Below are 24943 nucleotides of genomic sequence, written 5' to 3' on the forward strand. Positions count from 1 at the left end.
GGGGTAGCGCTTCTAAGGTCCTAGACCGCCCCGTCGGGAATCCGCGCAAGCGCTTCCTGCTCGATCTTCTCCAGTTCGTCGCGCGTCTGGACGATCGCCTCGCGTTGCGCATCGAGCAGGTCGATCCGCTGGCGGCAGCGTTCGGCCAGCGCGCGCATCTGTTCGACATGCTGCGGATCGGCGTCGTACAGGTCGAGGAACTCCTCGATGTCGCGCAGCGTGAATCCCAGCCTTTTGCCGCGCAGGATCAACTGCATGCGCGCCACCTCGCGCCGCGTGTAGACGCGTGTCGTGCCGATCCGGCACGGCTCGATCAGCCCCTTGTCCTCATAGAATCTGAGCGTGCGCGCGCTCACGCCGAGCATGCGCGAAACCTCCTGTATGCCGGTAAGATCGTCCTGTCGGTCGTTCACGCGTCCACTCCCCTCGCCTCCGACGCTGCTGCCTTGGCGGCCTCTTCTGCGACAAGTTCCTTTTTGGATAGCTTGCCGATCAGCGTCTTGGGCAGAGTGTCGCGGATTTCCACCTCGCGGGGAAGCTCGATCTTGCTGATCTTGTCACGCAAAAAATCACGCAGTTCGAGCGGGGTAGCCACCGCTCCTTCGGCCAGCACGACAAAGGCTTTGGGTGCCTGCCCACGATATGTGTCGGGCACGCCGATGACCACCGCCTCGAGCACGGCGGGGTGTTCATACAGCGCCTCCTCGATCACGCGCGGATAGACGTTGTAGCCGCCGCACAGGATGAGGTCCTTGATCCGGTCGACGATGAACAGATAGCCGTCCGCCTCGAGATGGCCGACGTCGCCGGTGCGCAGCGCGCCGTCGACGAACAGGTCGGCGGTCGCGGCGGGCTTGTGCCAATAGCCTTGTGTGATCTGGGGCCCGCGCGCGCAGATCTCGCCATTCTCGCCGATCGGCAGCAGCCGGGTCGGATCCTCGCGGTCGCGGATCTCGATCGTCGTGCCCGGAAACGGCAGACCCGCCGAGCCCGGCTTGTTGATTCCCCCGATCGGGTTGCAGGTGATGATCGGCGAGGCTTCGGACAGGCCATAGCCCTCGACGAGCTTGGCGCCGGTCGCCGCCTCGAACGCGGTGCGGACCTCGGCGGGCAGCGGCGCGCCGCCCGAGATGCACGCGTGGATCGACGACAGGTCGATCGCCTGCGTATCCGCCGCGGTGGTGATCGCGGCATAGATCGTCGGCACCGCGGGGAAATAGCTCGGCTTGGTCCGCGCGATCGTCTTGAGGAGCTGCTGCAGCTCGAAACGCGGCAGCAGGATCATCTCCGCGCCGGTCCGGATCGAATAGGTCAGCACCGTCGTCAGCGCGAAGACGTGGAACAGCGGCAGCGCCCCCAGCACGCGGTCCTGGTGCGGCTGCTCGCCACCGACGAACACCACCATCGCGTCGGCGTTGGCGACCAGGTTCGCATGGCTGAGCATCGCCGCTTTAGGCTCGCCGGTCGTGCCGCCGGTATATTGCAGCACAGCGACGTCGTTCGGCGAGACCGCGACCGGCACCGGCGCGCCCTTCGCCTTCAACAGCGAGTCGAACGTGCAATGGCGCGCGTCGCTGGGGGCGTGGGCGATCTCGGCGCGCTTGAAGATCCGGTAGGCGATCGACTTGAGCGTCGGCAGCGCGCCGGCGATCGGGCAGGTGATGACGTGCTTCACGCCCATCTGCCCGGCGACCTTGAGGACTCGCGCATGGATCTCGGTGATGTCGCAGGTGGCGATGATCGTCGCACCCGAATCCTCGAGCAGATGCGCCAGCTCGCGCTCGACATAGAGCGGATTGACGTTGACGACGATCCCGCCGGCCTTGAGGATCGCGAAGAACAGGATCGGATAATAAGGCGTGTTCGGCAGGCAGAGCGCGACCCGCGTACCCTTGACGACGCCGAGGTCCTGAAGGCCCCGCGCGGCGCGGTCGACCGACTGCCCGAGCTCGGCATAGGTCAGCGTCCGCCCCATGAAGTCGAGAACGTTGCGCGCCCCGAACCGGCGGACCGAGGTGTCGAGCATGTCGCCCAGCAACCGCGGCTGGCCCGGCAACGCTATGCCGACTGCGGTACCTGAAGTGTCGTGCATCTCGCTCTCCCTTACTCGATGTGCGTAAGCCATATTGTCGGCCGCTTCACCTTGACGTAAAGGTGAGGTATCGCACCTTAACGGTAACCCGCAAGCGTTAACCGGGTCGACCGCAATATGAGAGGATCATCGTGACCAACGTCGTCATCGCCGGGTACGCCCGTTCGCCGTTCCACCTCGCCGGCAAGGGCGAGCTCGCCCGCGTCCGTCCGGACGACCTCGCCGCGCAGACGATTCGCGGCCTGCTCGACAAGACCGGCGTCGATCCCGCCGAGATCGAGGACATCATCCTCGGCTGCGCCTTCCCCGAGGGCGAGCAGGGCCTCAACGTCGCCAAGCTGATCGCGCAGATCGCCGACCTGCCGATCTCGGTCGGCGGCATGACTGTCAATCGGTTCTGCGGCTCGTCGATGAGCGCGATCCACATCGCCTATGGCCAGATCGTGGTCGGCGCGGGCGAGGCGTTCATCTGTGCGGGCCTCGAGTCGATGAGCCGCGTGCCGATGGGCGGCTACAACCCCCTGCCCAACCCCGCACTCGCGAAGAAGAGCGCCGGCGCCTATATAGGCATGGGCGAAACCGCCGAGAACGTCGCGCGCCAATACCAGATCACGCGCGCCGAACAGGATGCGTTCGCGGTAAAGAGCCAGGACAAGGCTGCTGCGGCGCGCACCGATGGCCGGCTGTCGGATGAGATCGTGACGATCCAGACCAAGGCAGGCCCCGTCAGCCAGGACGGCACGATCCGCGCCGGGACCACGACCGAAGCGCTCGCCGGCCTGAAGCCCGCGTTCAGCGCGGAAGGTTCGGTCACGGCCGGCACGTCGTCGCCGCTGACCGACGGCGCGTCCGCGGTGCTCGTCACCTCGGAAGAGTTCGCCAAGAAGCATGGCCTGACGATCCTCGCGCGGATCAAGTCGATCGGCGTCTCGGGTTGCGCGCCCGAGACGATGGGGCTCGGCCCGATCGGTGCGTCGAAAAAGGCGCTCGAGCGTGCCGGGATCACCGTCGCCGACCTCGACGTGGTCGAGATCAACGAGGCGTTCGCCAGCCAGGCGATCGCGTGCATCCGCGATCTCGGGCTGAAGGACGAGACGATCAACCTCGATGGCGGCGCGATCGCGATCGGCCACCCGCTCGGCGCGACCGGCGCGCGGATCGTTGGCAAGGCCGCCGCGCTGCTGGCCCGCGAAGGCGGCCGCTATGCGCTCGCGACGCAGTGCATCGGCGGCGGTCAGGGCATCGCAACGGTGTTGGAGCGCGCATGATGGTCGATCAGGTGAAAAAGGTCTGCGTCATCGGCGCCGGCGTGATGGGCGCGGGTATTGCGGCACAGGTCGCCAATGCCGGCATTCCCGTGCTGCTGCTCGACATCGTTCCCCGCGAGGGTGACGACCGCGATGCGGTTGCCAAGGGCGCGGTTGCCAAGATGCTCAAGACCGACCCCGCGCCCTTCATGTCGAAGCGCGCGGCCAAGCTGGTCGAGACGGGCAATATCGACGATCATCTCGACCGGGTCGCCGAGTGCGACTGGATCGTCGAGGCGATCGTCGAACGGCTCGACATCAAGCAGGCGCTCTACGCCAAGCTCGAGGCGCTGAAGCGTCCGGGTACCGCGGTCTCGTCGAACACCTCGACGATCCCGCTCGGCAACCTCGTCGAGGGCCGCTCGGACCAGTTCAAGGCCGACTTCCTGATCACGCACTTCTTCAACCCGCCGCGCTACATGCGGCTGGTCGAGATCGTCCGCGGTGCGCACACCGACGTCGCGGTCGCCGAGAAGGTCGAGGATTTCGTCGATCGCTTCATGGGCAAGCGGATCGTCCGCGCGAAAGACACGCCGGGCTTCATCGCCAACCGCATCGGCACCTATTGGCTGGCGATCGCGATCAACGCGGCGATGGACCAGGGGCTGACCGTCGAGGAGGCCGACCAGATCGGCGGCCGCCCGATGGGCGTGCCCAAGACCGGCATCTTCGGCCTCGTCGATCTCGTCGGCGTCGACCTGATGCCGCTGCTGTCGAAGAGCCTCTCCTCCACGCTGCCCGCCGGCGATCCGTATTTCGATACGGTCCGCGACATGCCGCTGGTCGACAAGATGATCGCCGACGGGTTCACCGGCCGCAAGGGCAAGGGTGGTTTCTACCGCTTCGACAAGGCGACGCGCACCAAGCTGTCGCTCGACCTCGCGACCGGCGAGTATCGGCCCGAGGCCAAGCCCGCGGAACTGCCCGGCAAGACGGGCAAGGATCTCGCCGCGCTGATCGCCGAGCCGGGCAAGATCGGCACCTATGCCTGGACGATCCTCGGCAACACGCTGTCCTATGCGGCGATGCTCGTCGGCGAAGCCGCAGACGATATCGTCGCGATCGATGATGCGATGAAGCTCGGCTATAACTGGAAATACGGGCCGTTCGAGCTGATCGACCGGATGGGACCGGGCGTTCTCGCTGCGCGCCTCGCCGACGAGGGCCGCGACGTTCCCGCGATCCTGACGACCGCGGGCGATCGTCCGTTCTACCGCGTCGAGAATGGCCAGCGCCAGTATCTCACGACGGGCGGCGACTATGCCGACGTGCCGCGTGCGGACGGCGTCGAACTGCTCGAGGACATCAAGCTGCGGTCGCAGCCGATCCTCCAGAACCTGTCGGCGTCGCTCTGGGATGTCGGCGACGGTGTCGCCGCGCTCGAATTCCACACCAAGATGAACGCGCTCGACGATCAGGTCGTCGCGCTCATCAACGAGGCGATCCCGGTCGTCCGCGAGCGCTTCAAGGCGCTGGTGGTGTATAACGAAGCGTCGAACTTCTCGGCGGGCGCGAATCTCGGCGCGGCGATGTTCGCGGTCGGCGCGGGCCTGTGGGACATGGTCGAGGCCAGCGTCAAAGGCGGACAGCAGGCGTACAAGGCGCTCAAATACGCGCCCTTCCCTGTCGTCAGCGCGCCCGCGGGCCTCGCGCTCGGCGGCGGGTGCGAGGTGCTGCTCCATTCGGACGCGGTGCAGGCGCATGCCGAGACCTATGCAGGGCTCGTCGAATGCGGCGTCGGGCTCGTCCCCGGCTGGGGCGGCAATGGCGAGATGCTCGATCGCTGGACCAAGTCGGGTACGCTGCCCAAGGGCCCGATGCCGGTGCTGACCAAGGTGTTCCAGGCGGTCTCCACCGCGCAGGTCGCCAAGTCGGCGGCGGAGGCGAAGGAGATGATGATCCTGCGCAAGGACGACGGCATCACGATGAACCGCGACCGGCTGCTCGCGGACGCCAAGGCCAAGGCGCTGTCGCTGGTCGAGGGCTATGTCGCACCAGAGGCGCCGACCTTCCGGCTGGCGGGCGAAAGCGGCCGTACGGGGCTGAGCATGGCGGTCGCGGACTTCCACAAGAAGGGCATGGCGACCGAGTACGACCTCGTCGTCGCGGATCGTCTTGCCGAGGTGCTGACGGGTGGCGAGGCCGATCTGGTCGATACCGTCACCGAGGACCAGCTGCTCGACCTAGAGCGGGCGGCGTTCATGGCGAGCGTGAAGGACCCGCGCACCCAGGCGCGCGTCGTCCACATGCTGCAGACGGGCAAGCCATTGCGGAACTGACCGCCGTCATCCCCGCGCAGGCGGGAACCCATAGTGGCTGACTCGTGCGCATGGTCGCGACGTCTGCCACTACGGGTCCCCGTCTCCGCGGGACTGACCATTTGCTGTTCATGACCACGATTTCACACACTCAGATCAGTAAGAAGACTTGACTTGTCTTCCGACGAAACTAGGGCGGTTCAATAACTGCCGTATACGGCAACAAGGTCGCGCTAACGTCGCTGGCCTTACGAGAGATTAACGACCGTACATATACGGCGGACCGACAATTTTAGGAGAGGAGAGAAGATGTCCCTTTTGATCATCGCCGCCATGCTTGCCGGTGCGCCCGCTACGGCGGAGACCGTGATCGGTCGCTGGAAGACCGAAACCCACAACGCCATCGTCGAGATCGCCCGCTGCGGCCCGTCGATCTGCGGCAAGATCCTGACCTCCGACGCGCTGCGTGCCAATCCTTCGATGAAGGACGCGAACAACGCGAACACCGCGCTGCGCAACCGTCCGATCCAGGGCATGCAGATGCTGAGCGGCTTCAAGGCCGACAAGGACGGCGTCTGGAGCAGCGGCCAGGTCTACAATGCCGAGGACGGCAAGACCTATAGCGGCAAGATCACGCCCGTCGGCGCGAACCAGCTCAAGCTGCGCGGCTGCGTCTTCTTCCCGCTCTGCAAGACGCAGACCTGGACGCGCGTGCGCTGAGGCGCCGCCACCACACTGCCTGTTTCCCTGATCTCCAGTACAGAGTCTGCTTCATGTCCCTGCGTATCAAAGCACCGCTTCTCCTCGCCTCCGCGCTCGTCGGCACCGTCGGCTTCGCCAGCGCCGCCTATGCCGACGCCTTTTACCTCCAGGCGCAGTCGGCGCGCGGCGCAGGCCGTGCGTTCTCGGGCGAAGGTGCCGATACCGGCCCTGACTCGCTGTGGTGGAACCCGGCGGCGATCGCCGGTATCCGCGACGGCAGCGCGACGCTGAGCGCAACCGCGATCCTGCCCAAGGGCGACGTCGTCGACACCGGCACGCGGATCTGCCGCCCGGGCCAGGCCTGCACGGGCATCAGCGGCCAGTCGAACTCGCGCGATCCGATCAACAAGGGCGTCGTGCCGTCGGGTTCGATCGCCTATCCGCTGAACGACCGGATCGCGGTCGGCCTGGCGGTCACCTCGCCGTTCAGCTTCACGACCAACTATGACGGCGACAGCTGGGCACGCTACAGCGCGGACAAGACGCGGCTGCGCACGATCGACATCCAGCCTTCGGTTGGCGTCGTGGTCACCGACTGGCTCCGCGTCGGCGGTGCTCTCAACGTCGAATACACCGATGCGAGCCTCAGCAACGCGCTCCCCAATCTGTCCGCAGCGCTGCCGGATGGCATCCAGGAGTTGAAGGGCGATGGCTGGGATTTCGGCTGGACCGCAGGTGTGCAGCTGCACAACGATTTCGCGACCGTCGGCATCAGCTACAAGTCGAGCATCCGGCATAACCTGAAGGGTGACCTCACCGTCAGCGGCCTCGTCGGTCCGCTAGCATCGTCGAACATGACCGTGTCGGGTGCCAAGGCCGCGTTCAACACGCCGGGTCAGGTGATCGTCGCTGGTCGCTTCCGCGGCACTGACAAGCTGACGCTCAACGCACAGGTTGTCGCATATAGCTGGAGCAAGTTCGACACGATCGATCTCGGCGCGCCGCTCAACACCGCGATCCCCGAAAACTACATGGACAGCTGGAGCCTCGCGGGCGGCCTCGACTATGACGTCACGCCAAAGCTCACCGTGCGTGGCGGCGTGCAGCGCACCAAGTCGCCGACCCAGGACGGCCAGCGCGACGCGCGCGTCCCCGACGCCGATCGCTGGACCTATGCCGCCGGTGGCTCGTACCAGTTGTCGTCGCACATCGCGCTCGACGCCGGCGCGCAATATGTCGACTTCGCGAACACGACGATCGACCGCATCACCGCGGCCTATGTCGGCACCGCGGCGCAAACCAATATCCTGACCTCGGGTGCGTTGCGCAACGCATCGGCAGTCGTGCTGTCGCTGGGTGGCCGCGTCACCTTCTAAGCGACTCCAGGGTAACGAAAAGCGGGGTGTGTCGCCGGTTCCGGCGGCGCACCCCGCTTGCGTAGGGCGCGTGTCCACCGGGCCGGTGTCCCTGGGCAAACCTTGCGCGGGGCGATCGACGCCCTACGTCCGTGACCATGATAAGCTTGTATCTGGCAGCCCTGCTGTCGGCGCCGACCGCGTCGGTCCATCCAATCGGCCCCGATGCGGCGAAGTGCGCCGCGGGGAGTTCCCATCCCGCGCTTCTGGTCGACGTGACGGGCTTCAAGAACCGCGCCGGCACCGTCCGCGTGCGCGTCTTCGGCGGCGCGCCATCGCGATATTTCGACAAGAAGACCGCGCTGCTCCGGACCGAGATCGCGGTGCCGCGCGACGGGACCGTCGCGGTCTGCATGCCCGTCGCGCAGCCTGGCGTGTACGCCGTCGACGTGCGCCATGATTATAACGCGAACGGCAAGACCGATCGCAACGATGGCGGTGGCGCCTCGGGCAACCCGCATGTGACGCTGTTCGACATGCTGTTCTCGCGCAAGCCCGATCCGAAGACCGTCCAGGTCAGGGTCGGCAACGGTACGACGATCGTCCCGGTCACGCTCACCTATCTCCAGGGCGGGTCGATCAAGCCGATCCGCTAGCGCTCACCACGCCACCGCCCCGCCGAGCCTCAGGGTGCGCGGCCGCAGCGGCGTGTATTCGTTGCGTGCCGCCAGCGCGAAGGGGTTGCCGCCCGCAAAGCGATCGCCCCTGACGTCGAACACATTGTCGATCGTCCCGGTCAGCCTTACCCGCCCCTTCGACCATGTCGTCCCGAGCTGCGCGGCGCCGTAATCGCCCTGCGATACGTCGAGCGGCGCCTGCGTGCCGACCGTCGACCGGCCGACATAGCGCCACCCGCCATCGACGCTCATCCGCGCCTCGCCGCCCAGCGCCCACGCATAGCCGATGCTGCCCGATGCCGCGAAGGGCGGCGTGTTGGGTAGTCGCGTTCCGACCTGACGGCGCAGCGCCGGATCGGGATCGGACACGCGCGTATCGTTGAGGAACATCGCCGCGTCGAGCAGCAAGCCCGGCAGCACCACCCAGTCGACGCTGGCCTCGACCCCGCGAATATGGCTGTTGCCGAGATTGGTGGTGAACGGGAAGCCGGTCCGATCGACCAGATCGGCCTGGATATGGCGCCAGTCCGTCACCGACAGACCGACGGATCCGGCCAACCCGGTCGCCCCGCGACGCTCCTTGCGCAGGCCGATCTCGCCGACATGGATGCTGTCGGGGACGAGATCGGCGACCCGCCCGACACCGGCCGCCACGGTGATCCCGCCGGTCCGGAACCCGGACTGGTAGCGCGCATAGACGGCAAGCGACGGCGTCAGCAGCCACGACGCGCCAAGCGTCGGATCGACGCGCGTCGAACTGCGGCCGCGGATGAAGTTGGTGGTCTTCAGGCTGGCGATCGGATCGCCATCGGTGCGCTGGTGCGTCAATCGTCCGCCCGCGGTGATCGTCAGCGCCGGCGTGACCGCCACGCTCCCCTCGCCGAACAGCGCGGCATCGAACGTGCGGTTGGTGACGCCGACGATGTCGCGCAACCGGTTCGGTGCGCCATACATCCGCGCATAGGCGTCGCGCGCATGGATCACCGCCATCCCGATCAGCCACCCGCCACCGTCCTTGCCCGTCCGCGACAGCCGAGTCTCGTGCGAGAACAGCCGGCTGCGCTCGTCCGTGTCGTAGGCGATCGGGACATTCGGCCGACCGGGCCTGGTCGCATCGAACCGGCTATCGGCATCGCGGTGGACCAGACCGGTCGCGGACACGAGGTGCAGCCCGTCCTCCCACCGCCGGTCGACGACGATGCGCCCCAGGAGATATTGCTGTTCGAACGGCTGCGCGAGCAACGACGCGCGCGCCAGCGACCCGGCGCCGCGTTCGGCATATTGGAGATCGGGTGCGGACACGTGCTGCGCGACGATCCCGGCATCGATCGTCCAGCCGTGCGCCGGCGCGACACGAACGTCGAACCGCCCGCCGGTCGTCGAGACCCGGTTCACGTTGCGCAGCTTTCGCAAGACGTCGTCGATATAGCCGCCCTCGACCAGGTTATACGCGACCAGGCGCACGCCGACCGCATCGCGCAGAAGCGGCAGGTTGATCATCCCGGCGATGTCGCCACCCGGCGCGCCCGACCGGGTCGTGCTGATCCCGCCCGAGACGGTGGCGGAGCGGCGGGCCAGGTCGACCGGGTGCGGGACCAGCCGGACGATGCCCCCGATCGCGCCCGCGCCATAGAGCGTCCCCTGCGGTCCCTCGAGTATCTCGACCTGCTCGACGTCGTACAGGTTCAGCCCTGGATCCGGGCCGTTATACGCGACCGGCACCTCGCCGAAATACACGTTGGCGGTCGACTGGGTCGGCCCCGTGAAGCTGCTGTCGGCGACCCCGCGGATGAACAGCTTGTTGCGGCCCGCACCAAGCGCGGTGCCCTGGAGGATCGGCGTCGCGGCGATCGCGCGGTCCATTCCGTTGGCCGCGTCGGCTCCCACACGCGCGATGCCGTCCGCCCGAAAGATCGTCAGCGCCCCCGGAAAGCGAAGCTGCGAGGTCGCGCGCTTCGTCGCCGTCACGACGACATCCGGCGCCGGCTCCGTGTCCGGCACGACCGGCGCCACCACCAGGACGACGGGCTTCGGCACAGCCCGGACGGGGCGCGGCGCAATGCGGCGACGAACGATCCTGAAGCTGTCGGGGCCGAGGCGTTGCGCGGCATAGCCAGTCCCCGCGAGCAGCCGATCGAGCGCGTCGGATGCGGACAACACGCCTTTTACCCCGGCCGCCCTGGCCTGTTCGAGCCCGGGCTCCGCGCTGCCGATATCGACGCCCGCCTGTTGCGCAAGCACCGCGATCGCACGGTCGAGCGGCCCCGGCGCAACCGCGATCGACCGCCGCACCGCCGCGTGGACGGGAGCGGACGGCAGCACGGCAAACGACGACACGGCGAGCAGCGAAACGGCAAAGCGGAAATTAAGGACCGGCATGGCCTCCCACCAGACGCCAGCGGCCATCGACCTGCTCCGCACGCGCGCCGATCAACGCGGCCGCGCGCGGGATCAGGCGATCGGCGCCCCCGGTGACGCCGATCGACCCGGTAAACGGAGTCTCGAGCAACCCCGGCGCGACCTGCACGACAACGCCCGTGCTGCGTTCCAGCGCGGCGGCGACGAGACGGACCGGCGTCCGCTGGAACACGAGCCGCCCGTTGCGCCAGCCGCCGACATCACCGACCGCCACGCCCGACAGCCGCGGCGCCTCGCCGTCGAGATGCGACAACGCTGCCCCCGCGGTCAGCATGATCCGCTCCTGCTCGGGCTGGAACATCACCGCGCCCTCCGCCACCTGCACGCCGAGATGCGGACCAACGCGCGCGACGTTGAAGACCGTGCCGACGTCCTCCAACCGCATCGTCCCGGACTGCACGACGAACGGGTGCGCGGCGTCATGCGTCACGTGGAAGGTTGCCTCGCCGCGCTCGAGCGTGACCAGGCGCGCGGCGCCGTCGTCGATCGCGAGCTTGGTGCCGCCATTCAGCTCGATCCGGCTGCCATCCGCCAGTACCACCGCGCGCCGCACGCCGCTGGGCGTCTCGACGATCCGCATCGCGCGATCAGTCTCCAGCGGCAGCATCACGACGCCAATCCCCGCGGCGGCAAGCCCCCCGAATGCCGCGAGCGCCCAGCGGCGGCGCGGTGCGGCACGATCGTCGTTGGCGGCGGCGAGCGGCATCGTGTCGGACCAGTCGGGCGGCGTCAGCGCATCGTCGAGTTCGGCATCGGCCCGGGCCAGCGCGTCATAGGCGTCGCCATGCGCGGGATCCGCCTCGAGCCAGTCGGTGAACGCGCGCCACTCCTCAGCGCCCGCGCTCGGCAGGCGAAGAAGCCACGCCACGGCCTCGTCCGCCGCGGCATCGACGTTGGTCTGGCCGGTCCACTCATCGACCATCGCGCTGGTCCTCCTCATGTGGAAGACGTCCTGCCCGCGCGACATCCGCACCGGAATCAGGCCGTTGCACGTGAATTCTCAGATAGGCGCGATGCAGCAGCTTCTCGACGCCGCTGACGGTGATCCCCATCCGCTCGGCGATCGCCTTTTGCGGCAGGTCCTCGAACCGGTACAGGCGGAACGCCGTCGCGACGCGGTCGGGCAACCGGGCGAGCGTCGCCTCGACGCGGGCCAGCCGTTCGCGCGCGATCAGCGCGCGTTCCGCATCGGGCTGTTCGTCGGCCCCCGACTGCGTTTCCATCCAGCCGGTATCGCGATCGACGCGGCGCACTGCGCGACGGCGTCGGTCGACCGCGATGTTGTTCGCCATCCGGCAGATATAGCCGACCGGTTCGGCGATCGGGCCGCCGGTCACCGTCTCCAGCTTCAGCCACAGGTCCTGCAACGCGTCCTCGGCCTCCTCCACGCTGCCGAGCCGGGCGACGAGCAGCCGCAACAGCATCGCCCGCTCGGCGAGGAACACCGCGCGAAGCCCGCCCAGCGTCATGCCGGCGCGCGCCGGGCATCGCTGCGGAACATCGCCGCCAGCGCCAGGATCGCAACCCCGTTCTGCAGCAGCGCGTGCCACCCGGCCCCATCGGTGCCGAACGCCCACAGCAGCAGCGGCAGCAGTGGATAAAGCGCAAGACTGGTGACCAGCCCGACCGTCATCGACCGTCCGGGAAGCCCCAGCGCAGTCAGCCCGGACGCGAGCGGCGCGCCCGCCAGCCCAGCCGCGCGTGCGCCCGCGATCAGGATCAACAGCGCGGTCCCACCGCCGAAGCTCGCCCCGCCGAGCAGCACGAGCAGTCGGTTGCCCCCCAGTGCCAGGATCAGGACGATCGGCAGCGCGACCGCCAGTGCGATTCCCGCGCTGCGCCACACCGTGTGCCGCAACCCGGCGAGGTCACCACGCGCGACCTGCGCGGCGAGGACGGCATAGCTGGCCTGGCTGAGCAACACGGTCGGCTGCGCCAGCAGCGCGGTCGCGCGCTGCGTCAGCGCCAGCAGCCCCGCCGCCGCCGGACCGAGCAGCCAGCCGACCGTCAGCGGCGCGAGATTGGGCGCCAGTTCGCGCACCGTGATGTCGAAATTGGTGATCAGGATGAACCGGGTCAGTCCTGTGGTATCGCGTGCCGCACCGCGCCACGGCCCGCGCACCGGCGCCCCCTTGGCCAGCCTACGCCACGCGACGAGCCCGAACCCCCACATCGCCAGCCCCTCGACGACCGCAGCGACCAGCCAGACCGCGAGGAACCCGATCAGCCCCCCCCCGGCGAACCACACCCCCAGCGCACCGACCAGCCGGATCAGCGGCGACACCGCCTGGTGCAGCCCGATCAGATCGAACCGCCCGGCGATCTGGAGCAGCCCCTGCGGAGTCGCGCGCACCGTCGCGAGGACCGCAAGGCTGTAGGGGATGGCGATCGCGATCGTGTCCGGTGACCAGCCGAGCCGCGGGCCGATCAGCGGCACCAGCAGCGCCGCGACGAGGATCGCGACGATCCCGCAGCCGAGTTCGATCACCGCCAGGAACCGGACGATCCGCGCGAACCCGGCGTGATCCCCGCGCTCCAGTGCGATCCCGCCATAGCGGACCACGCCGTGGAACCCCGAAAAGGCCAGCACGCTGCCGACCAGCACCGCATAGGCGTTGACCAGCACGAGTACGCCATAGTCCGCCGCGCCGAGCCGGTGCGTGACGAGGACGAGATAGATCAGGCTCATCACCCCGGCCGCGGCCTTGCCGCCGAGCAGGTGGCCAAGGTTGGCCAGCACCAGCATCACGCCCGAACGCGCCTGCACAGCGTCACCTTGCGCGGTGGGAAGAGGACGAAGCAACGATCGCATCGACGCCCCTTAGGCGCACCCCGATGCAGCGACGACTGGAAAGTTCCATCAATCGTACGCGATGACAAAATATTTAGTGAGGGCACCCCGGAGTCGTGACGTCTACCGGCCATGAAGATCGGCTTTCTGTTCAACCACGACCAGGTCCACCAGGTCGCGCACGCCCTCCCGACCGCGCTGGCGATGGCGCAGGGCTATCCGCATGCCGAGATCGTCGTGGCGACCACCAACGATCGCCTCACCGCCGAAGTCCGCAGGCTCTGCGATCGTCTCGGTGTCACGGTGACGCTGAAGCAGCTCGGCCTGCGCCGCACCTCGACGCGCGCACTGGCGAGCACGCTCGAATGGGCGGTGCCGGTCACCAAGATCGGCATCTACCGCGACAATCTCGATTTCTTCCGCTCGCTCGACGCGCTGGTCGTCGCCGAGAAGACGTCGCTGCTGCTCAAGACGCGCTACGGGCTCGACGATCTCAAGATCATCCATACGCGTCACGGCGCCGGGGACCGCGCGATCGGCTTCAACGCCCACAGTGCGACGTTCGATCACGTGCTGGTCTCGGGCACCAAGATCCGCCAGCGCCTCCACCGCGAGGCGGGCGTCCCGTTCAACAAGATGAGCCTGATCGGCTACCCCAAGTTCGATCTGATGCCGGAGCCCGCGCCGCGCCTGCCGTTCCAGGCCAACGGCAAGCCGACCGTGCTCTACAACCCGCACCCGTCGCCGCATCTCTCGTCCTGGTACGCGCAGGGCCGCGCGGTGCTCGAGCATTTCCTGCACGACGATCGCTACAATCTGATCTTCGCGCCGCACGTCATGCTGTTCCACCGCAAGTTCGTGCTGACGATCGACAAGTTCCGGATCGATCGCGCAGGCGTGATCGACCAGCGGTTCCTCGACGCGCCCAACATCCATGTCGATCTCGGCAGCGCGGCGTCGACCGACATGACCTACACCGCCGCCGCCGACATCTATCTCGGCGACGTCAGCAGCCAGGTCTACGAGTTCCTACACACGCCGCGGCCGTGCCTGTTCCTCGACGCGCATGCGACGCCGTGGGAGGGCGATGCGAACTATGCGCACTGGCAGGCGGGCGAGGTGCTGACCGGCAGCGACGGTCTCGGCGATGCGCTCGATCGCGCGGTGGCGCAGCATGATCGCTATCGCCCGGTCCAGCGCGCGCTGTTCCAGCGCAGCTTCGAACTGACCGCCGAACGCTCCGCGGTGCGCGCCGCACGCGCGGTCATGAGCGTGCTCGGCGATGCGACCCCGAGCGTGCTGCCCGAGCGCGAACCGGAGACGATCACCGGAACGCAGGGGTTGCGCGTGGCCTGAACCGCCGCGACAAGGCGGATCTTTCAGGCGCCACGCTCCGGCGCCGATCGAGGATCGACCGAACGCCGTGGCTCTACGCAAGGATATCTGGCGCCCCGCCATCGTGATGGCGACCGCGGAGGCGATCATCGCCAAGGGGTCGATCGCGGGCTTTCCGCTGATGTGGCTGCCGCCGATGGGCAGCTTCCAGTTCCTCGCCGACCCGTTCGGGCTGTGGCGCGACGGGCGGCTCTACGTGTTCGTCGAGACCTATGACTATCGCGTGCGGATCGGTGCGATTGAGGTGCTCGTCTATGATGCGGACTTCCGCCTGGTCGACCGCCAGCCGGTGTTGGCCGAGCCGTGGCATCTGTCCTACCCGCTGGTCTTCGAGGCCGAGGGCGAGACGTGGATGTTGCCCGAGGCGCATCGCTCGAACCAGCTGACGCTGTACCGCGCGGTCGATTTCCCGACCCGGTGGGAACCCGCGCACATAATCGAGCTCGATCACGTCGCAGTCGACGCAACCCCGGTCTTCCACGACGGGAAGTGGTGGCTATTCTACACATCAGCCGACCGAGAACCCGACAAGATGACCGCGCTCCACGTCGCGCATGCCGAGCGGCTGGCGGGGCCGTGGACGCCGCATCCGGCAAACCCGGTGCGCGTCGATGTCGCGAGCGCGCGACCCGGGGGGATGCCGCGCGTGATAGACGGGCGGATCGTTCTGCCGGTGCAGGATTGCAGCCACACCTATGGCGGCGCGATCCGGCCGCTGACGATGACCGTGCTGACGACCGAGGCGTTCTCGGCGGAGGTCGGCGACGCGCTGGTCGCGCCGGCATCGTGCGCGCCGTTCGTCGAAGGGCTGCACACGCTGGCCGCTGCGGGGCCGGTGACGCTGGTCGACATGAAGCGGACCGAATTGTCGCTCCACGGCCTCTCGATCGAAGCGGTGCGTGAGGTCAGGAAGCTCGGCCGCGCGATCCGAACGCGCGCATCCGCTCGAGGATAGCGCGCCCGGTCGCCGCGAACCGTTCGGGCCCGAACGTCGCCAACACCCGGGCGCGGCCGGCCTGCCCCATTGCGGCCAGGCGTGGCGGATCGGCCAACAATCTTGACAGTGCGTTTGCCAACGCGACCGGATCGCCGGGCGGAACGGTGAAGCCGGTCTCGCCCTCGACAATGCTGCCGGGGAGTTCACCGACCGCCGAGGCGACGACCGGCAACCCCGCCTGCATCGCCTCGTGCGCGGCGACGCACAGCCCTTCGGATCGCGACGGCTGCACATAGACGTGACAGTCCGCCAGGAACGCCGCCGGGTCCGCGGCATAGCCGGCGAACCGCAGCGCCGTCACGCCAAGCGCCTGCGCGCGGGCGCTCAGGGCGGCGCGCTCCGCACCGTCGCCGGCGATCACCACCTCGTAGCGCGTGCGAGTCTCGACCAGCGCCAGCGCCTCGATCAGCACGTCATAGCCCTTGACCCGGTGGAGCCGGCCCAGGCTGCCAATCCGGACCGTCTGGCCTTCCCGCCACGGCAGCGCCTGCCGAGCGGCGGGATCGGCGCGGAAGATCGACCAGAGGATGAGGCGGTCGGGCGGCACGTGCAACCGCTGCGCGGTGAGCGCGGTGACCGCGGCGGAGTCGCCGACCCACAGCCGCGAGAGACGCTGCATCGCGCGCAGCAGGATCCGGTTGGCGAGCTTGAGGAACGCGGCATGCTGCCAACTCACCACCGGCCAGCCGCGTCGCAGGCCGACGATCTGGCCGAGCAAAGTGGCGCGCGTTAGCGACGTCCACAGGTGCGTCGGCGCCCAGTGCCGCAAGCTCGCGTCGAGCCAGCGCAGCGCGGCGGCGTGATCGGTCTCGCCGCCGTCGCGAACATGCACGTCGAACCCCGCCGCGCGTATCGCCGTCTCGCCGCGTCGATCGCGCGCGGTCAGCGCGAACACCACGACCTCCGCGCCGCCGTCGCGCAACACGCCGAGCACCGCGGGCACCGGCGATGCCGCACCACCGCCTTCGACCGAATTGATCACATAGGCGATCCGTATCGGGGCCGAACTCACGCCCGCACCACCGCGAACAGGTCGAGATACGCTTCGGCGACCGCGCCGATCCGGTGGTGCGCGACCGACGCTGCGAGCTGCCCCGGATCGGGAGGCGATTGGTCCAACATTCGTGCGATCGCCTCCGCGAGCGCGGCGGTGTTGCCAAGCGCGACGACGCTGCCCGCTCCGGCCAAGTCGAGCAACCGCGTCGCCGGGGTGCAATCGGTCGCGACGACCGGCCGCCCCGCCGCCAGCGCCTCGACCAGCACCGCGGGATACCCCTCGAAATCGGATGCCAGCACGAACAGCCGCGCGGTATCGAGCCAAGGCCGGATATCGGCGACATAGCCCGCCAGCTCGACACGGTCGGCGATCCCCAGCGCGTCGGCCTGGCGCCGGAGCGCATCCGCCTCGGGGCCGTCACCGACGATCACCAGCCGCCCCGACCCGTCGGGCAGCGCGGCGAACGCTGCGATCAGGCGCGCAAACCCCTTTTCGGGGACCAGCCGACCCGCCGCCAGCACGACCGGTGGCCGGGTATTGGGGATCGGCGTCGGCGGCGGGTTGCCATCCGCCAGCGCGGGCAGCGCGATCGTGGTCGCGATAGCGTTGCGCAGGATCCTGTTGGCCTGATCGCGCGCGACATCGGACAGCGTCACGACCGCCTGCACGCGTCGCAGCAGATAGCGCATCCGATGCTCGAACGCCCATTGCCGCAGCCGTCCGCGTTGCGGCTTGTCGAGTGCGGCGCTCACCTGCGCGACGATCGGGATGCCCGAGCCGCCCAGCGCGGCAGCGACGGGCCAGTGAAAATTGCCGGGGATGAACACGCCGTCGAACGCACGCCACGCAACTAACGCGCGCGCCGCGCGGGCCAAGCGAGTCCGCGAACCCCGGCCGCGCGGTATCGGCGGTTCGGCGAGAATGATCTCGACCCGGTCGCCCGCCAAGGCGCGGAGCGGCCCCGTGTCCGCCCCAGCGAAGATCGTCACCGCCGCTCCACGCTCCGCCCACGCGGCGGCGAGACGGACCGCGACGCGCTCGGTGCCGCCCAGCGCGAAATCATGGAGGACGATGAGGATCGAGGGCGCAGCCATGACCGCGCGGTTAGCGCCGACCCCGCCCCGAAGCCAAGCTTAGTTACGTCGAACCCCCGGTCGAACGATACCCCGCCCGTCTGCGAACGCTATGCATGAGGCGACCCGCAGCCAACTATTGCACTCGATCCTGATAGGATCACTTGGGCATCAACACAGGTAGCAAATCCCGCGACAGTTCGGCTAAGGCCAATTCATGCAGCAGGACACTTCGGTAAGCCCCTCGGATCATGCAACTTTGCCGCAGCGTGGCATTGCGTCGATCGCCCCCGCGCCGGCGCTGCGCGCCGCCGAACCCTATGCCCGCGACGAACTGCTGCACGAGATTTTCGACGCTACGCGCGCCGCGGATCCCGACGCCGTTGCGCTCCGGCTGATCGGCGCAGACGAGGAACACGACCGCAAGACGCGCTGGACCTACACTGATCTCGCGACGCGCAGCCTCGGGCTCGCGCATCGCCTGCGCGCGATGGGGATCGGCCGTGGCGACCGCGTCGTGCTGTGCCTGCCGCGCGGGCTCGACCAGTATATGGCGATCCTCGGCGTGCTGCGCGCCGGCGCCGCTTATGTACCTGTCGACTGGGGCTATCCGCAGGACCGCATCGACTTCATCGTCGAGGACAGCGAGGCCGCGCTCACGATCACCGTCGCCAGCCGCGTCGGCACTCTGAAGGGCGCCACGCTCGCGCTCGACGCGGCACTTGGCGACTTGGCAGCGGAACCCTCCGAACCGATCGGCCGCGACGTCACGCAGGCCACGCCGCAGGACCTTGCCTACATCATCTACACCTCGGGCACGACCGGCCGGCCCAAGGGCGTGATGATCACGCACGGCAATGCGTGCCACCTCGTCCGCTCCGAAAGCGCGATCCTCGATCTCACCCCTGCCGACATCGTGTTCGGCGGGTTCAGCCTCGCCTTCGACATGTCTGTCGAGACGATGTGGAGCGCGTTCTTCGTGGGCGCCGTCGTGCTGGTCGCGACCGAAGCGCTGGCGACCAGCGGCCCCGATGTCGCGATCGCGCTCGCCGAGGCGGGCACGACGATCTGGCACGTCGTCCCTTCCCTGATCGCGCTTGTCGAGCATCCGGTGCCGACGCTGCGGCTGCTCAACATGGGCGGCGAGGCGTGCCCCGCCGATCTGCCGCGCCGGCTCGCGCGCCCCGGCCTCCGCCTGCTCAACACCTATGGCCCGACTGAGACGTCGGTCACCGCGACCTGGACCGAGGTGTTTCCCGGCAAGCGAATCACGATCGGCAAACCGCTGCCCGGCTACACCGCCTGGGTGGTCGACGAGCACATGCAGCCGGTCGCCGATGGCCAGGAGGGCGAACTCGTCATCGGCGGCCCGGGCGTCGGCGTCGGCTACGTCAACCGCCCCGATCTGACTGCCGAGAAGTTCATCATGACTCCGTTCGACGGCCCCTCGGGCGCGCCGGCGCGGATCTACCGGTCGGGCGATCTGGTGAAGCTCGACGCGGCGGGCGACATCGATTTCGTCGGCCGGATCGACACGCAGGTGAAGATCCGCGGCTTCCGCGTCGAACTCGCCGAGATCGAGGCGGTGATCGGCGAATGGCCGGGCGTCGCACAGACCGTCGTCCAGCTCTTCACCGATGACGACGGCGCGGAGTTCCTCGCCGCCTTCCTGATCGCGCGCCCGGCCGAGGAGATCGACCTTGTCGGCCTCAAGGCGCGCGTCGCCGAGCGGCTCCCCAATTACATGCGCCCTGCGGGCTATCAGTTGCTGTCGCACCTGCCGACGCTCCCCGCCTCCGGTAAGGTCGACCGTAAGGCGCTGGTGAAACCCGAGATCACTGTGACCTCGGACCGCGAGATGGTGCCGCCCGCCACCCTGATCGAGCAAAGCCTGCACCGCGTCTGGAGCGAGGCGTTCGCGCCGCAGCCCGTCTCGGTGCTCGACGACCTGTTCGAGGATCTCGGCGGTCATTCGCTCAAGGCCGCGCGGCTCGTCTCGGCGGCACGCAAGGTCCGCGGGCTCGAAGGGCTCTCGCTCGAAGACGTTTACGCCGCGCCCACCATCCGCGCGCTGGCGCTCCGCATCGGCGGCACCACGCCGGTCGCGATCCTAGACGAGACCAGCTTCCACCACATCGCCCCGTGGAAGCGCCGGCTGTGCGTCGCCGCACAGACGCTCGCGCTGCTGCCGATCTACACGCTGGCGGGGCTCCAGTGGTTCTCGCCCTATCTCGCCTACACGCATCTTGCCGGCGACATGCCGCGGGTCGACGCGCTGATCCTCAGCGGGCTGTTCTTCACGGTCGTACCGATCGCGTCGATGATCCTGTCGATCGCGCTCAAATGGCTGATCGTCGGGCGGTTCAAGGTGGGCGATTACCCGCTCTGGGGCAGCTATTATTTCCGCTGGTGGCTGGTCCGCCGGATCATCGGCGTCACCGCGACGCCGTATCTCGCGGGCACGCCGATGATCCGCGGCTATTACCGGATGCTCGGCGCGACAATCGGCAAGCGCGTCCATATCGGCACCGGGATCATCGATACCGCCGACCTACTGCACGCCGACGACGATTCGATCATCAGCGACCAATCGGTGCTGTCGACCAGCTCGGTTGAGCGCGGGTTGCTCCGCCTCGGTACGGTCACGCTCGGCAAGGGGGCGTTCGTAGGATCGATGGCGGTGGTCGGCCGCAACGCCGCGCTTGGCGACGATGCGATGCTCGACGACCTGTCCGCGCTGCCCGCCGATACCGTGATCCCGGCCGGCCAGCGCTGGGCCGGCTCGCCCGCCGCGCATGACGGCGACGCGCCACGTCGCCCGGCCACCCCCGCCCCGCGCCGTCTCGGCCCGGCGATCGGCCTGCTGCTGTGCGCTTTGATCCTGCCGCTCGTCGCGATCCTGCCGATCGCGCCGGGCCTCATCACGCTGATGGAGATCGACTGGGCGACCAGCGGCTATGCCTATATCGCGATCACGCCGCTGCTCGCTGTCACCTATGTCGTGATGATGTGCGTGCTGACGGTGGCGGCGAAACGCCTGATCCTCGGCCGCGTTGCGCCCGCGACCTATGCGCTGAACAGCGGATTCTACGTCCGCTACTGGTTCGTCCAGCAGATCAACGACCTCGCGCTGCGGCTGCTCCACCCGATCTTCGCGACGCTGTACGTGGTGCCCTGGTACCGCGCGCTCGGCGTGAAGGTCGGCCGTCGCGCCGAAATCTCGACCGCCAGCGCGATCGTGCCGGACTTGGTCGAGATCGGCGAGGAGAGCTTTATCGCGGATTCGGTGATCTTCGGCGCTGCGCGGATCGGCCACGGCACGATCGAACTCGCGCATACCAAAATCGGCCGCCGCAGCTTCATCGGCAATTCCGCGCTGTTGCCAAGCGGCACGCAGATCGGCGACGAGGTGCTCGTCGGCGTCCTCTCGAAGCCGCCGAGCGATCCGGCACTCGCGACCGAGGCGGGCAGCACCTGGTTCGGCTCGCCCGCGATCAAGCTGCCCGTGCGACAGGTCAACACGATGTTCGACGAGGGCGCGCGGTTCAATCCGTCGCGCGCGCTGATCGCCACGCGCCTGTCGATCGAGGCGGTCCGCACCACCTTGTCGCTGACCGCGTTCCTCGTCTTCTTCAGCCTGTTGCTGTCGGTGGTCGGCGATCTCGACGAGTTTGATAATGGCGGCCTGGTGATCGCGGCCAGCTTCCCGTTCCTGTATGTCGGCTTCTGCCTCGCCTGCGGGATCTTCGTGCTCGCGCTTAAGTGGGTGGTCGTCGGCCGCTACAAGGTCACCACCGCGCCGCTCTGGAGCACCTTCGTCTGGCGCACCGAGCTGGTCACCGCGACCTACGAGAATCTCGCGGTCGCCAACCTGCTCGAGCCGTTGCGCGGGACGCCGTGGATCGCGCTGTACCTGCGGCTGATGGGCGCGCGGATCGGCAAGCGCTGCTACATCGACACGACCGACCTGACCGAGCACGACCTCGTCGATATCGGCGACGACGTCGCGCTCAACGACTTTGCCGGCCTGCAGACGCATCTGTTCGAGGACCGGGTGATGAAGGTCGGGGCGATCCGTGTCGGCGACCGCGCGACGATCGGCTCGCTCGCGATCGTGCTCTACGACGCCGAGATCGGTGCGGACGCGCAGCTCGGCGACCTGTCGGTGGTGATGAAGGGCGAGACGCTGCCCGACGGCACCAGCTGGGACGGGAGTCCGGCACGGATATCGGTCGCGGCGTGACTCCGATCTGGCACGACGGCCCACTCTGCCACCTCGATTGGGATGGGCGGTCGGCGGTCGCGTGGAGCGTCGCCGAGACGGGGCCACTCGCCGCTGGCCTTGACGGCGACGCCCGCGCGATCCGGCACGGCCTCGCCCGGTCGCTGATCGGCAGGCTCGCCGTTGGAACCGTCGCTGTTCGGCTGACCCGCACCACCGCCGGCGCCCCCGTCGTTACCGCGCCGGAGGGTTGGCATCTGAGCCTTTCCAGCCGCGGCGAGCACTGCCTCATCGGCGTCGCGCGCGAGCCGATCGCGGTCGATCGCGAAGTCGTCGACGACCACGCGCCGCTTTGGGACATGCTCACCTCGACCGAAGCCGACGACCTCCGCCGCCTGCACTCCTCTTCGCAACCGCGCGAATGGCTCAGGCGCTGGACGATCAAGGAAGCGCACGCCAAGCTCATCGGCGATCCGCGCCGCATCCGCCCCGAAGCGATCGAGACGATCGTCCGCGATCCGGTCAACGCCGTGGCGCGTTTCGAAGGCACCTCGCACTGCTGGAGCCGTTCAACCGGCGACGCGATCGAAACCGTCGCACTCTGGAGCCGTTGAGTGACCATGATCCTGACCCGCCGCTACGAAGCGAAGGACCGCGCCGCCGTCCTCGCCATCTTCGATTCCAACCTCCCCGACTATTTCGGTGCAGGCGACCGCGAATGGCTTGAGGAGACGCTCGATGATCCCGATGGCCCCGCCTTCGTCGTCGACGTCGACGGTGTCCCCGGCGCGTTCGGCGGCTACGAGATCTGGGAGCATTACGACAAGGCGCTGCTGTTCTGGGGCATGGTCGCACGCGCGCACCACGGCTCGGGTATCGGCAAGCTGCTGCTGTTCGAGCGGCTGCTCCACGTCGCGACCAGCGCCGAACTGGCCACGCGCTATGTCACCGTCGATACGTCGCCGCAGGTCTCGCCCTTCTTCCAGCATTGCGGGTTCGAACTGACCAGCGTCTGGCCCGGCGGCTATCGCTCCGGCATGGACATGCACGAACTCCGCTTCGATCTTGCCGCGACATCGCCGGCTGACCTGACGGTAGCGCGCGATGCAGCGCTCGCCCGGTGTTTCGCCGGGTCGACGGCAGGGCGACCATGACCGCGCGTTTTCCCGGCGCGCTGGCCGCCTGGGCAGAGGCCGCGCGCGTACGATCGCTGAACGCGCACGATGTCCGCCCGGCGGCACGCTATGTCCTGTGCTGGCTGCAACAGGCGTTGCGCGCACGCGACAACCCGGTGATCGACGCCGCGATCTGCCTAGGGAACGATCTGGGGCTTCCCGTGCTCGTCTATCACGGGCTGCGCGAGGATTACCCTTACGCATCGGATCGCCTGCATCGGTTCATCCTGGGGGCGAGCCGCGATCTCGCGCGCGAATGTCGCCAGCGTGGGCTGGCCAGCGTCCACCATGTCGACCGCGCGGCGATGCGCGAAAAGGGGCTCGTCTATCGCCTGGCGGCGGACAGCGCGGCGGTGCTGGTCGAGGATCAGCCGACCTTCGTGGCTCGCTGGCAGTCGGCGCGGTTCGCCGCGCGCAGCGATCGCGCGGTCTTCGCCGTCAACGCCGCCTGCCTGGTGCCGCCTGCGCTTCTGGGCAACGATATCGGCTCGACCAGCGCATTTCGGCGACGTCATGAGGCCGTCCGCGCGGACTGGCTGAGGGCTTCGGACATGAGGCCGACGGTCCCCGCCTATGAAGGCCCTCTCCCGTTTACGCCCGATCGGCTTGGCACCAGCACGGATGCCGAGATCGACCGTCTGGTCGCCGCGGCCGACATCGACCATTCGCTGCCGCCGAGCGCGATGTTCCCGCTCGGTCGTGACGGCGCGGTCGCGAAACTCGAACGCCTGATGGACGCGGTGCTGCCGACCTACGCGGCCGTGCGCAACGATGCGACCAACCCGGCCGGCGCGAGCACGCTGTCGCCCTATCTGCATTTCGGCATCGTCGGCCCGCGCGAGATCATGGCGACGGTCGCGGCCGCAGACGCCCCCGCAGGCGCCAAGGAAAAGCTCGCCGACGAGCTGCTGACGTGGCGCGAATGGTTTCATTACCAGGCGCGCGCGCTGGTCGCGCCGGAGGGGTATGACCGGATCTCGGGATGGGCGCGCGATACGCTGAAGGCGCACGCCACGGACCCGCGGCCGGAGGTCGAGACGCTCGACGCGCTGCTGCACGGCGAGACGCGCGACGAAAGCTGGAACGCCTGCCAGCGCCAGTTCCTCGTCGATGGGTGGATGCACAACAATCTGCGGATGTACTGGGGCAAGCGGATCATCGCGATGACGCCCAACCCGCAGACCGCCTGGGCGACGGCATGCTATCTGAACGACCGGCTCAGCCTGGATGGCCGCGATCCCTCCACCTATGGCAATATCGCGTCGTCGTTCGGCGGTGGATCGCCCGGCAAGGACGGGCCTGCCATCTACGGCAAGGTGCCGACCCGGTCGGACGGATCGACCCGCCACCGCACCGATGGCCCCGCATGGCTGCACGCTGCCGCCACGCGTTCGGGCCCCGAACTGGTGGTTCCGGACGCTGTGCCGACCGACCTGTATCTAGCTGGAAAACCCCCGCGCTAACGACGCTTGGCGCGGGGTCCA

At 68.3% G+C, this 24943-nt stretch carries 19 protein-coding genes; 11 read left to right on the top strand and 8 right to left on the bottom strand.

Annotation, left to right across the window (positions count from 1 at the left end; all coding sequences use genetic code 11):
* Positions 1 to 20: 20 nt before the first annotated feature.
* Positions 21 to 413, bottom strand: coding sequence for a MerR family transcriptional regulator (locus C8J26_RS14485; RefSeq protein WP_056415358.1), 393 nt, complete (start codon positions 411 to 413; stop codon positions 21 to 23).
* Positions 410 to 2092: a long-chain-fatty-acid--CoA ligase gene (locus C8J26_RS14490; protein WP_244185325.1), complete on the bottom strand. Its 1683-nt coding sequence runs from the start codon at positions 2090 to 2092 to the stop codon at positions 410 to 412. Before C8J26_RS14490 ends, C8J26_RS14485 begins: the two co-directional genes overlap by 4 nt.
* Before the next feature lie 131 nt (positions 2093 to 2223).
* Between C8J26_RS14490 and C8J26_RS14495 the strand changes: the two genes are divergently transcribed.
* The 5 genes from C8J26_RS14495 to C8J26_RS14515 all read left to right on the top strand — a co-directional run bounded on the left by C8J26_RS14495 (position 2224) and on the right by C8J26_RS14515 (position 8370).
* Complete coding sequence (locus tag C8J26_RS14495; protein ID WP_107958996.1) at positions 2224 to 3360, top strand: thiolase family protein; 1137 nt, start codon at positions 2224 to 2226, stop codon at positions 3358 to 3360.
* Positions 3360 to 5678: a 3-hydroxyacyl-CoA dehydrogenase/enoyl-CoA hydratase family protein gene (locus tag C8J26_RS14500; protein ID WP_107958997.1), complete on the top strand. Its 2319-nt coding sequence runs from the start codon at positions 3360 to 3362 to the stop codon at positions 5676 to 5678. Before C8J26_RS14495 ends, C8J26_RS14500 begins: the two co-directional genes overlap by 1 nt.
* A gap of 288 nt (positions 5679 to 5966) precedes the next feature.
* Positions 5967 to 6377 carry a DUF2147 domain-containing protein gene (locus tag C8J26_RS14505; protein ID WP_056415369.1) on the top strand — a complete coding sequence of 137 codons (411 nt, stop codon included), beginning with the start codon at positions 5967 to 5969 and terminating at the stop codon, positions 6375 to 6377.
* A 53-nt stretch (positions 6378 to 6430) separates the two neighbouring features.
* Positions 6431 to 7735 carry an OmpP1/FadL family transporter gene (locus C8J26_RS14510; protein ID WP_107958998.1) on the top strand — a complete coding sequence of 435 codons (1305 nt, stop codon included), beginning with the start codon at positions 6431 to 6433 and terminating at the stop codon, positions 7733 to 7735.
* A 137-nt stretch (positions 7736 to 7872) separates the two neighbouring features.
* Complete coding sequence (locus C8J26_RS14515; protein WP_107958999.1) at positions 7873 to 8370, top strand: DUF2141 domain-containing protein; 498 nt, start codon at positions 7873 to 7875, stop codon at positions 8368 to 8370.
* A gap of 3 nt (positions 8371 to 8373) precedes the next feature.
* On the opposite strand, the gene C8J26_RS14520 is transcribed toward C8J26_RS14515, so the two are convergent.
* Genes C8J26_RS14520 through C8J26_RS14535 form a run of 4 tightly spaced genes read right to left on the bottom strand, consistent with a single transcriptional unit; the run spans position 8374 to position 13576 of the window.
* Positions 8374 to 10797, bottom strand: a complete 2424-nt coding sequence (locus tag C8J26_RS14520) for a TonB-dependent receptor (RefSeq protein WP_107959000.1) — start codon at positions 10795 to 10797, stop codon at positions 8374 to 8376.
* Positions 10757 to 11749: a FecR family protein gene (locus C8J26_RS14525; protein WP_167398853.1), complete on the bottom strand. Its 993-nt coding sequence runs from the start codon at positions 11747 to 11749 to the stop codon at positions 10757 to 10759. The genes C8J26_RS14520 and C8J26_RS14525 overlap by 41 nt, the downstream gene beginning before the upstream one ends.
* Positions 11721 to 12278 carry an RNA polymerase sigma factor gene (locus C8J26_RS14530; protein ID WP_056415380.1) on the bottom strand — a complete coding sequence of 186 codons (558 nt, stop codon included), beginning with the start codon at positions 12276 to 12278 and terminating at the stop codon, positions 11721 to 11723. The genes C8J26_RS14525 and C8J26_RS14530 overlap by 29 nt, the downstream gene beginning before the upstream one ends.
* Positions 12275 to 13576: a lipopolysaccharide biosynthesis protein gene (locus C8J26_RS14535; protein WP_244185326.1), complete on the bottom strand. Its 1302-nt coding sequence runs from the start codon at positions 13574 to 13576 to the stop codon at positions 12275 to 12277. The genes C8J26_RS14530 and C8J26_RS14535 overlap by 4 nt, the downstream gene beginning before the upstream one ends.
* A 156-nt stretch (positions 13577 to 13732) precedes the next feature.
* On the opposite strand from C8J26_RS14535, the gene C8J26_RS14540 reads away from it, so the two are divergent.
* Both C8J26_RS14540 and C8J26_RS14545 read left to right on the top strand, forming a co-directional pair.
* On the top strand, positions 13733 to 14956 hold the full coding sequence (locus C8J26_RS14540; RefSeq protein ID WP_056415385.1) for a hypothetical protein: 1224 nt from the start codon (positions 13733 to 13735) through the stop codon (positions 14954 to 14956).
* 67 nt (positions 14957 to 15023) lie between these two features.
* Positions 15024 to 15950, top strand: coding sequence for a glucosamine inositolphosphorylceramide transferase family protein (locus tag C8J26_RS14545; RefSeq protein ID WP_107959002.1), 927 nt, complete (start codon positions 15024 to 15026; stop codon positions 15948 to 15950).
* On the opposite strand, the gene C8J26_RS14550 is transcribed toward C8J26_RS14545, so the two are convergent.
* Complete coding sequence (locus C8J26_RS14550) at positions 15901 to 17004, bottom strand: glycosyltransferase family 4 protein (protein WP_244185327.1); 1104 nt, start codon at positions 17002 to 17004, stop codon at positions 15901 to 15903. The genes C8J26_RS14545 and C8J26_RS14550 overlap by 50 nt on opposite strands.
* A complete protein-coding gene (locus C8J26_RS14555) occupies positions 17001 to 18083 on the bottom strand; it encodes a glycosyltransferase (RefSeq protein ID WP_056415388.1) in 1083 nt (360 codons plus the stop codon). The genes C8J26_RS14550 and C8J26_RS14555 overlap by 4 nt, the downstream gene beginning before the upstream one ends.
* Before the next feature lie 196 nt (positions 18084 to 18279).
* Here C8J26_RS14555 and C8J26_RS14560 point away from each other — a divergent pair, with 196 nt between their 5' ends.
* The 4 genes from C8J26_RS14560 to C8J26_RS14575 are packed head-to-tail and all read left to right on the top strand — an operon-like array spanning position 18280 to position 24922.
* Positions 18280 to 22305: a Pls/PosA family non-ribosomal peptide synthetase gene (locus tag C8J26_RS14560; RefSeq protein ID WP_107959003.1), complete on the top strand. Its 4026-nt coding sequence runs from the start codon at positions 18280 to 18282 to the stop codon at positions 22303 to 22305.
* Entirely contained in the window at positions 22302 to 22898 is a 597-nt protein-coding gene (locus C8J26_RS14565; RefSeq protein ID WP_107959004.1) for a 4'-phosphopantetheinyl transferase family protein, read from the top strand. Before C8J26_RS14560 ends, C8J26_RS14565 begins: the two co-directional genes overlap by 4 nt.
* 6 nt (positions 22899 to 22904) lie before the next feature.
* Positions 22905 to 23438: a GNAT family N-acetyltransferase gene (locus C8J26_RS14570; RefSeq protein WP_107959190.1), complete on the top strand. Its 534-nt coding sequence runs from the start codon at positions 22905 to 22907 to the stop codon at positions 23436 to 23438.
* Entirely contained in the window at positions 23435 to 24922 is a 1488-nt protein-coding gene (locus tag C8J26_RS14575) for a deoxyribodipyrimidine photo-lyase (protein ID WP_107959005.1), read from the top strand. Before C8J26_RS14570 ends, C8J26_RS14575 begins: the two co-directional genes overlap by 4 nt.
* Positions 24923 to 24943 lie beyond the last annotated feature (21 nt).

It is taken from the genome of Sphingomonas aurantiaca (assembly GCF_003050705.1).
Classification (GTDB): domain Bacteria; phylum Pseudomonadota; class Alphaproteobacteria; order Sphingomonadales; family Sphingomonadaceae; genus Sphingomonas; species Sphingomonas aurantiaca.

Excerpts from the sequence above, each read along its gene's own strand:
- C8J26_RS14490 (WP_244185325.1), bottom strand. The coding sequence starts at position 2,092 with ATGCACGACACTTCAGGTACCGCAGTCGGCATAGCGTTGCCGGGCCAG.
- C8J26_RS14500 (WP_107958997.1), top strand. The coding sequence starts at position 3,360 with ATGGTCGATCAGGTGAAAAAGGTCTGCGTCATCGGCGCCGGCGTGATG.
- C8J26_RS14505 (WP_056415369.1), top strand. The coding sequence starts at position 5,967 with ATGTCCCTTTTGATCATCGCCGCCATGCTTGCCGGTGCGCCCGCTACG.
- C8J26_RS14510 (WP_107958998.1), top strand. The coding sequence starts at position 6,431 with ATGTCCCTGCGTATCAAAGCACCGCTTCTCCTCGCCTCCGCGCTCGTC.
- C8J26_RS14515 (WP_107958999.1), top strand. The coding sequence starts at position 7,873 with ATGATAAGCTTGTATCTGGCAGCCCTGCTGTCGGCGCCGACCGCGTCG.
- C8J26_RS14520 (WP_107959000.1), bottom strand. The coding sequence starts at position 10,797 with ATGGCCGCTGGCGTCTGGTGGGAGGCCATGCCGGTCCTTAATTTCCGC.
- C8J26_RS14525 (WP_167398853.1), bottom strand. The coding sequence starts at position 11,749 with ATGAGGAGGACCAGCGCGATGGTCGATGAGTGGACCGGCCAGACCAAC.
- C8J26_RS14530 (WP_056415380.1), bottom strand. The coding sequence starts at position 12,278 with ATGACGCTGGGCGGGCTTCGCGCGGTGTTCCTCGCCGAGCGGGCGATG.
- C8J26_RS14540 (WP_056415385.1), top strand. The coding sequence starts at position 13,733 with ATGAAGATCGGCTTTCTGTTCAACCACGACCAGGTCCACCAGGTCGCG.
- C8J26_RS14555 (WP_056415388.1), bottom strand. The coding sequence starts at position 18,083 with ATGGCTGCGCCCTCGATCCTCATCGTCCTCCATGATTTCGCGCTGGGC.
- C8J26_RS14560 (WP_107959003.1), top strand. The coding sequence starts at position 18,280 with ATGCAGCAGGACACTTCGGTAAGCCCCTCGGATCATGCAACTTTGCCG.
- C8J26_RS14570 (WP_107959190.1), top strand. The coding sequence starts at position 22,905 with ATGATCCTGACCCGCCGCTACGAAGCGAAGGACCGCGCCGCCGTCCTC.
- C8J26_RS14575 (WP_107959005.1), top strand. The coding sequence starts at position 23,435 with ATGACCGCGCGTTTTCCCGGCGCGCTGGCCGCCTGGGCAGAGGCCGCG.